The 8,030-nt window shown below is 72.2% G+C and carries 8 protein-coding genes; 4 read left to right on the top strand and 4 right to left on the bottom strand.

The window, feature by feature from the left end:
* On the bottom strand, positions 1-1,122 hold a 1,122-nt coding region (locus tag HUX53_RS13745), incomplete at its 3' end, for an AI-2E family transporter (RefSeq protein ID WP_176403573.1).
* 65 nt (positions 1,123-1,187) lie between these two features.
* Here HUX53_RS13745 and HUX53_RS13740 point away from each other — a divergent pair.
* A complete protein-coding gene (locus HUX53_RS13740) occupies positions 1,188-2,039 on the top strand; it encodes a DUF72 domain-containing protein (protein WP_176403572.1) in 852 nt (283 codons plus the stop codon).
* Here the strand turns inward: HUX53_RS13740 and HUX53_RS13735 are convergent.
* Positions 2,036-2,791 carry a FadR/GntR family transcriptional regulator gene (locus HUX53_RS13735; protein WP_176403571.1) on the bottom strand — a complete coding sequence of 252 codons (756 nt, stop codon included), beginning with the start codon at positions 2,789-2,791 and terminating at the stop codon, positions 2,036-2,038. The genes HUX53_RS13740 and HUX53_RS13735 overlap by 4 nt on opposite strands.
* Positions 2,792-2,925: 134 nt before the next feature.
* On the opposite strand from HUX53_RS13735, the gene HUX53_RS13730 reads away from it, so the two are divergent.
* The 3 genes from HUX53_RS13730 (at position 2,926) to HUX53_RS13720 (ending at position 6,288) form a co-directional block, all read left to right on the top strand.
* The gene (locus tag HUX53_RS13730; protein ID WP_176403570.1) at positions 2,926-4,323 is read left to right on the top strand and encodes a GntP family permease; all 1,398 of its coding nucleotides are present in this window, start codon (positions 2,926-2,928) and stop codon (positions 4,321-4,323) included.
* Between the two features lie 127 nt (positions 4,324-4,450).
* Positions 4,451-5,056, top strand: a complete 606-nt coding sequence (locus HUX53_RS13725; RefSeq protein WP_176403569.1) for a CBS domain-containing protein — start codon at positions 4,451-4,453, stop codon at positions 5,054-5,056.
* Positions 5,056-6,288 (top strand): acetyl-CoA hydrolase/transferase family protein, encoded by a 1,233-nt coding sequence (locus tag HUX53_RS13720; RefSeq protein ID WP_176403568.1) that lies wholly within the window; start codon positions 5,056-5,058, stop codon positions 6,286-6,288. Before HUX53_RS13725 ends, HUX53_RS13720 begins: the two co-directional genes overlap by 1 nt.
* 7 nt (positions 6,289-6,295) lie before the next feature.
* Here HUX53_RS13720 and HUX53_RS13715 read toward each other — a convergent pair whose 3' ends face one another.
* Positions 6,296-7,243 carry an HU family DNA-binding protein gene (locus HUX53_RS13715; RefSeq protein ID WP_176403567.1) on the bottom strand — a complete coding sequence of 316 codons (948 nt, stop codon included), beginning with the start codon at positions 7,241-7,243 and terminating at the stop codon, positions 6,296-6,298.
* Between the two features lie 115 nt (positions 7,244-7,358).
* Complete coding sequence (locus tag HUX53_RS13710) at positions 7,359-7,763, bottom strand: helix-turn-helix domain-containing protein (RefSeq protein ID WP_176403566.1); 405 nt, start codon at positions 7,761-7,763, stop codon at positions 7,359-7,361.
* Positions 7,764-8,030: the final 267 nt, after the last annotated feature.

Raw genomic sequence — 8,030 nt, 5'->3', positions numbered from 1 at the left:
CCGGGGCGGAGCCGGCCGGGGACGATCATGACGCGGTCCCGGCCGTGGCTGGGTGTCGGGGGCGGGCGGGGAGGCGGGCGCGTCGTCGGCGGTCAGCACGGATGCGACGCGGTACACGACCGCGACGATCGGCACGGCGATGACGGCGCCCGCGATGCCCGCCAGCAGCGTCCCGGCCGTGACCGAGAGGACGACCACGACCGGGTGCAGGTTCAGCGTCCGGCCCATGATCAGCGGTTGCAGGAGGTGGCTCTCCGCCTGCTGGACGATGATCACGGCGGCGAGCACGAGCAGCGCGTCGGTGAGCCCGCCGCTGACGAACGCGATGAGCACGGCGGCGGCGCCCGCGACGATCGCCCCGGCGAACGGGATGAACGCGGCGATGAACGTCAGCAGGGTCAGCGGCAGCGCGAACGGCACCCCGATCAGCACCAGCGCCAGGCCGATGCCCACCGCGTCCACCAGCGCGATCAGCACGATGCCGTGCACGTAGGAGACCAGCGCGCCCCACCCGGCGCGGCCCGCCGCGTCGATCTTCGGACGGCGGCGCTCGGGCACCAGCCGCATGATCCAGCCCCACATGTCCGGGCCGTCCTTCAGCATGAAGAACAGCAGGAACAGCGAGATCAGCGCGGCGGCGGCCACTTCGGCGGCGACGCTGGCGCTGGTCATCGGGTCGGGCGAGGCCCGCCGGGCGGCCTTGATCATCCCGTCCACGACGTTGTCCAGCTGCTGCCGGCTGATCGGCAGGGGGCCGTTGACGATCTGGTCGCGGGCCCGGTCCAGCCCGTTGGTCAGGCCGCGGCTCATCTGCCGCCACTGCCCGGCGATCTGGTCGCCGACCAGCGCGAGCGCCCCGGCGATCGCGAGGAGCAGCGTCAGCAGCCCGGACAGCGCGGCGGCCCAGGGCGGCGCCCGCAGCCGCCGCACAAGCCGGGCCACCGGCGCCACCAGCGCGGTCAGCAGCAGCGCGGCGATGACCGCCATCGTCAGCGCCATGATCTTGAACAGCACGTAGACCACGAGCCAGACGGCCGCCGCGACGAGCAGCAGGCACGCCGCCGCCGCGGCGGCGTTGCGCAGCGCGGACGGAACGGACCCGAATCCCCTGCCGGTGGTCATCGCGCGCCTCGTACCCGGTCGTCCGCACCGCAATCACCGCGCCGGGTTCGGTAGCGTCGGGCGCCATGCGGGTTCATGTGGGGTGCGCGATGTGGGCGCACGCGCGGTGGCAGGGCCGGTTGCTGCCGCCGTCGCTGCCGCCGGGCGAGCGGCTGCGCGCCTACGCGAGCTGGTGCGACGCCGTGGAGGGCAACACGACCTTCTACGCGACGCCGGCGCGGAGCGCGGTGGAGTCGTGGGCGGAGCAGACCGCGCCGGACTTCCGGTTCGTGGTGAAGCTGCCGAAGACGATCACCCATGAGCGGCGGCTCGCCGGGTTCGAGGAGGACCTCCGGTCGTTCCTGCACGCGATGGAGCCGCTGGAGTCGCGGACACACGCGCTCTGGGTGCAGCTGCCGGGCTCGTTCGGTCCCGGCGACCTCGGGACGCTGGCCGGTTTCCTGCGCGGCCTGCCCACCGCGCACCGGTACGCCGTCGAGGTCCGGCATCGTGCGTTCTTCGAGGACGCGCGGTGCGTCCGCGACCTGGAGCGGGTGCTCGGACGGGCCGGCGCCGAGTGGGTTCCGTTCGACACCACCGCGTTCTTCCGGAGCCCGCCGACCAGTGACGCCGAACGCGACGCGTGGACGAAGAAGCCGCGCGTGCCGCGCCGGTCGGCGGCGCTCACCGACCGTCCGATCGTCCGCTATCTCGGCCGGGACGACACCGAGCGCACCGTCGAGGGCTGGCGGTTCTGGGTGGAGAAGGCCGCGGAGTGGGTGCGCGAGGGACGGTCCCCGACCGTGTTCGTCCACACGCCGGACAACGCCGACGCCCTCACGCTGGCCCGCCGCTTCCACGACGAGGTGCGGGCGCGGGCACCGGAGGTCGAGCCGCTGCCGGAGCCGGTGCCGGCGGAGCCGCCCACCCTCTTCTAGGCGCCGCCCGCCTTCTCGCCGTCGCCGTCGCGGTCACTGTCGCCGTCGCGGTCGCCGGCGTCCAGCATCGCCTGGGTGGCCTCGTCGACGATGTCGCGCATGGCGCGCTCGGCGGCGTCCGCGTCGCCCGACTGGACGGCCTGCGCCACCTCCGCGTGCCAGCGGATCGCGACCGGTTCGGGGTGGGTGGGCATCAGGTGGTGGTGGGTGCGGCCGGCGAGGACGGCGGCGACCACACCGCTGAGGGCGGCCATCATCTCGTTGCCGGACGCCTCCAGCAGCGTCCGGTGGAAGAGGACGTCGGCGGTGAGGTAGGCCGCCAGGTCGCCGGACCGGCCGTGCACCGCCATGTCCATGACGGCGCCGGTCAGCGTGCCGCACTGCGCGGGCGTGGCGCGGCGGGCGGCGAGCGCGGCGGCGACCGGCTCCAGCCCGCGGCGCAGCTCGCCGAGGGAGCGCAGCTGCTCGTCGCGGCCCGCGCCGTCCAGCCGCCAGCCGATGATCTGCGGGTGGTAGAGGTTCCACCGCACCCGCTCGGCGACCGTGACGCCGACCCGGCGCCGGCTGGTGACCATGCCCATGGACTCCAGGACGCGGATCGCCTCCCGCACCACCGACCGGGAGACCCCGAACCGGGCCTCCAGCTGCTCGATCCGCAGCACCTCGCCCGCGCCCAGGTCGCCGGACGTGATCAGCATGCCGAGCCGGTCGAGGACGCTGCCGTGCAGCCCGGCCCGGGGATGGTCCGCCATGGCCCAATCATCACACGAAGAAAGGTGAGAATCACAAAAAGATATGATTTTTCACTTCTATCCCTTGTAAAGAGCAGGTCATACGTTCACACTCGTGCCGACATCGTCTTCGCCTGGCTCCCGGAGGATGACGCATGCACCCGATCCTGCTGGCGGCGGCGCCGGCGGCCTCGAGCGGGCGGCTCGTGCCGGCGGCGCTCGCCGGCATCGCGCTGATCGTCGTACTGATCACCTACTTCAAGGTCCACCCCTTCCTGAGCCTCACGCTCGGCGCGCTGCTGGTCGGCGGCATCGCGGGGCTCCCCATGTCCGACACCATCGACGCCTTCGGCAAGGGCTTCGGCGACACCGCGGCCGGCGTCGGCGCGCTCATCGCGCTCGGCGCGATGTTCGGCAAGCTGCTGGCCGACTCCGGCGGCGCCGACCAGATCGTCGACACCATCGTCGGACGGTCCAGGCGCGCGTTCCTGCCGTGGGCGATGGCCCTCGTCGGCGCGCTGATCGGGCTGCCGATGTTCTTCGAGATCGGCCTCGTCCTGCTGATGCCGGTCATCTTCCTGGTGGCGCGCCGCTCGGGCCTGTCGCTCATCGCGGTCGGCATCCCGGCGCTGGCCGGGCTGTCGGCGATGCACGGGCTCGTCCCGCCGCACCCGGGACCGCTCGTCGCCATCGACGCGCTCAACGCCGACCTCGGCCTCACGCTCGGCTTCGGCGTGCTCGTCGCGATCCCGACGGTCGCCCTGTCCGGCCCGGTGTTCGCCCGGTACGCGTCCCGCTGGGTGGACGTCATGCCGCCGTACCTCTACGTCGACGCCCCGGACGAGGAGGCGGACAAGAAGACCGCCGAGGACGAGATCCTGCGGCACCGCCCGTCCTTCCCGATCACGCTGGCCACGGTGCTCCTGCCCGTGGTGCTGATGCTGGGCAAGGCCATCGCCGACATCGCGCTGGACGAGGGCGGCGCCGTCCGCACGATCCTCGACAACCTCGGCACGCCGCTGATCGCGCTGCTCATCGCGGTCGTCGTCGGGATGTTCACGCTCGGCCTCGGCGCGGGCATGAACCGGCGGTCGATCTCCGCGTCGCTGACCGAGTCGCTGCCGCCCATCGCCGGGATCCTGCTGATCGTGGCGGCCGGCGGCGGCTTCAAGCAGACGCTGATCGCGACCGGGATCGGCGAGCTGGTCGCCGACTGGGTCAAGGACAGCGGGTTCTCGGTGCTGTTCCTCGCCTGGCTCGTCGCCGTCCTCATCCGGCTGGCCACCGGCTCGGCGACCGTCGCGACCGTCACCGCCGCCGGCATCCTCGCACCGCTGACGGGCGCGCTCGACACCGGCGAGACCTCGCTGCTCGTGCTGGCGATCGGCGCCGGCTCGCTGTTCTTCTCGCACGTCAACGACGCGGGATTCTGGCTGGTGAAGGAGTACTTCGGGCTCGGCGTCGGGCAGACCATCAAGACGTGGTCGCTGATGGAGACCGTCATCTCGGTGTGCGGCCTGGTCTTCGTCCTGCTGCTGAGCCTGGTCGTCTAGCGCGGGGCCCGGGGCCGGGACGTTCGGCCCTGGGCCGGTGCGGTTCCACCGGCGATCATGGACGGGCGGGGTCGGGAACGTCCCGATCGGGTAGGTGAACGGCGTCCTCGCCGGAAGGAGACAGGCCATGCTGGTCCGGGAGGCGATGACCTCGCCCGTCGTCACGATCCCGCGGACGGCCACGGTCCGCCAGGCGATCCGCGTCCTGCACGAGCACGACATCACCGCGCTGCCCGTCGTGGACGAGGCGGGCGGGCTCGCCGGCATCGTCAGCGAGATGGACCTCCTGCGCGGCGTGTTCGAGCGGGACCCGCGGGCCTTCGCCCGGCCGGTCGCGACGACCGCGAACCCGGTGCCGCGCCTGGTGGAGGAGGTCATGACCCGCGAGGTGGAGACCGCGCGGCCCAACACCGACGTGGCGACGCTCGCCGACACGATGATGCGGACGCGGATCAAGAGCGTCCCCGTGCTGGCCGGAGCCGGCATCGTCGGCATCGTCAGCCGCCGCGACCTCATCGCGATCCTCGCCCGCGGCGACGCCCGCATCCGCGACGACGTGCTCGCCGCGATCGACGAGTACGGGCCGGACGGCCGGCACTGGGACGTCTCCGTCCAGGACGGCGCCGTCGAACTGCTCGGCGGCGACGCGGACGAACCGGCCCGCCGCGTCGCCGACATCCTCGCCCGCACCGTCCCCGGCGTCACCCGCGTCTCGATCCAGGGGCACACCTGATGCGCGTCATCTCCGAACCGCACCTCGCCACCGTCCTCGCGGGCCTGCCGGGACGGCCGCGCGTCGTCGCCGGCGGCAATTTCGCCACCCCGCGCCGCGCCCTCGCCGTCCTGGACGAGGCCGCCCCCGAGTACCGGCTGTTCATGCTGAACGCGCAGGGCGAGCTGCCGGACCGCGACGGCGTGGAGCTGGAGACGCCGTTCGTCGGCGCGGGCATGCGGGGACTGCCGAACCTGCGGTACTTCCCGTCACGGCTCTCACTCGTCCCGAACCTGCTGAAGGGGTCGCTGCCGCCCGACGTCGTGATCGTCCAGACATCGGCGCCGCGGAACGGGACGGTGTCGCTCGGCATCGAGGTCAACATCCTGCCCGCCGCCGTCGAGGCGGTGCGCGCCCGCGGCGGACTGGTGATCGCGCAGCTCAACCCGCGGATGCCGCACACCTTCGGCGACGCCGTCATGGCGGTCGACGAGATCGACTACGCGATCGAGTCGGACGAGCCGCTCGCCAGCCCGGTACCGCGTCCGCCCGGGGATGTCGCGCGCGAGATCGGCGGCCGGGTGGCGCGGCTCGTCCCCGAACGGGGCACGTTGCAGCTCGGCATCGGCGCCATCCCGGACGCGGTGCTCGCCTCCCTGCTCGACCGCCGCGGCCTCGGGATCTGGTCGGAGATGTTCAGCGACGGCGTCCTCGCCCTGGAGAAGGCCGGCGCGCTCGACCCGGACACGCCGATCACCGCCTCGTTCGCGTTCGGCAGCGAGGAACTCTACGACTGGGCGGACCGCAACGAGCGCGTCCGGATGCTGCGCACCGAGAAGACCAACGACCCGGGCCTGATCGCGCGCCGGCCCCGGCTGGTGTCGGTGAACTCCGCGCTCCAGGTCGACCTGTACGCGCAGGCCAACGCCAGCCGGGTGCGCGGGGTGATCTACTCGGGCTTCGGCGGGCAGACCGACTTCGTCGTGGGCGCCCTGCACTCCCCCGGCGGCCGCGCGATCATCGCACTCCCGTCCTGGCACCCGAAGGCGGACGTCTCCACGGTCATCCCGCAACTGGCCGGCCCGGTCACCTCGTTCCAGCACAGCTTCATCGTCAGCGAACAGGGCACCGCCACGATCTGGGGCCACGACTCAGCGTCCCAGGCCCAGCAGATAGTGGACCGCGTGGCCCACCCGTCCGCCCGCGACAACCTACGAGAACAGGGCCGCGCCCTCGGCTTCCCCCTCCACTGACGCACCCCTACTTGACGGCCTTGACCTTCCGCTCCTTCTTCTTACCCCCCTTAACCTTCCCGCCCCCTTTGACGCCCTTAACGCCCTCGGCGCCCTTAACGCCCTCAGCGCCCTTAGCGTTCTCGACGCCCTTCACACTCTCGACGCCCCTCACCTTCTCTGCGCCCTTGACGCCCTTGATGTTCCCGCTGCTCTTGGCATTCCCGGCACTCTCCGCGCCCTTAACGCTCTCCGCGCTCTCCGCGTCCTTCGCGACCTCGGCGATCTTCGCATCCTTGACGCCCTTAGCGCCCATTACCTTCACGGCGCCCTTGACGCCCTTAGCGCTCTTGATGTTCCCGCCGCTCTTGGCATTCCCGGCACTCTCCGCGCCCTTAACGCTCTCCGCGCTCTCCGCGTCCTTCGCGACCTCGGCGATCTTCGCGTCCTTGGGGCTCTGCGCGGGCTGGGAGGCGACCGTCTTGGCCTTCTTGGACGACTTCCCCGCCGCGGCGTTCTTCTTGGTCTGCTTGGCCTGCTTGCCGTCCGTGGGCTGCTTCACGGCCGGCGCCTCGACCGGCATCGTCACGGCCGGCTCCGGGGCGACGACCGACTCGGGGACGGAGGCCAGCTCGGGGGCGGAGGCCGGCTCGGGGGCGGCGACCGGCTCGGGGGCGGAGGCCGGGGCCGGGTCCAGGGCGCTCCCGGCGACGCGGTTGCGGAACGTCTGCCCGGACCGGAACCGCGGGACCTGCGCGGCGGGCACCTCGACCGGCTGGCCGGTGCGCGGGTTGCGGGCGCTGCGGGCCGGACGGGCGAAGCTGTCGAACGTCCCGAATCCGGTCACGATGACGCGTTCCCCGGCGGACACGCGCTCCATCACGGTGTCGAACACGGCGTCCATGTGCCGGCGGGCGTCAGACTCGTCGCCTCCCACGCGTTCCGCCACGGTCTTGACCAGTTCACTGCGGTTCATGCGCCATGCCCTCCACTGTGGCCATATGTGGCGCTCAGCGTAGTGCGGCGCGGCGGCCGGGACCCGGCAATCCGCATCCTGGCCAGCGTGTCCTCCTGGATGGGGGCACTCGCCGTCACTCCGGGGTGTCGCGGAGGTGCCGCAGCAGGATGGCGAGGTCCAGCCGGCGCCGCCCGCCCGGCGCGGAGAACGAGAAGCCGAGCCGCTCCTCGGCGTGCGCGAGCCGCGCGGCGATCGTGCTGTGGTGCCGGTGCACCCGGACAGCGGCCTGCCGTGCGGAGCCGGTGGCGCAGAACGCCGCGAGGACGGCCAGCGTGTCCGTCCCGTTCGGCTCCGCGGCAAGCCCGTCCAACGCGGTCACGTCCGCAATCTCCGCGATGTCCTCATCTCTCATCCGGGCGGCGATGACCGCGAGCGCGCCGAGCCCGTCATAGTGGACGACATCGGAACCGAGCCCGACAAAACGTAGCGCGGTACGAGCGCGCCGCCACGCCGCGGGCGCCTCAATGGCAGGCAACACGGGCCCGACCCCCACCCGAAAACCACGGGGAAACCGTTCAGGCAGCCTCCTCGCGATAAGGGCCTGAACACGTCCAAGCGACACCAAGTGCGCGCCCGTCCCCCAGACGTTCGCACGTGTCCATTCACGGGGTGAGCCGTGATCTAAGAAGATCTTGGGTTTCTCGACTTGCTGGTTTCGTGTCGGTCACCCGGTGATGTAGGCCAGGTGCGGGTCGGAGAAGAAGCTGCGCAGCAGGCGGGGCAGTTTCTGGAGACGGTGGAGTGC

The organism is Actinomadura sp. BRA 177, from assembly GCF_013372625.1.
Classification (GTDB): domain Bacteria; phylum Actinomycetota; class Actinomycetes; order Streptosporangiales; family Streptosporangiaceae; genus Spirillospora.
This window is presented reverse-complemented; position numbering and strand designations above follow the sequence as displayed.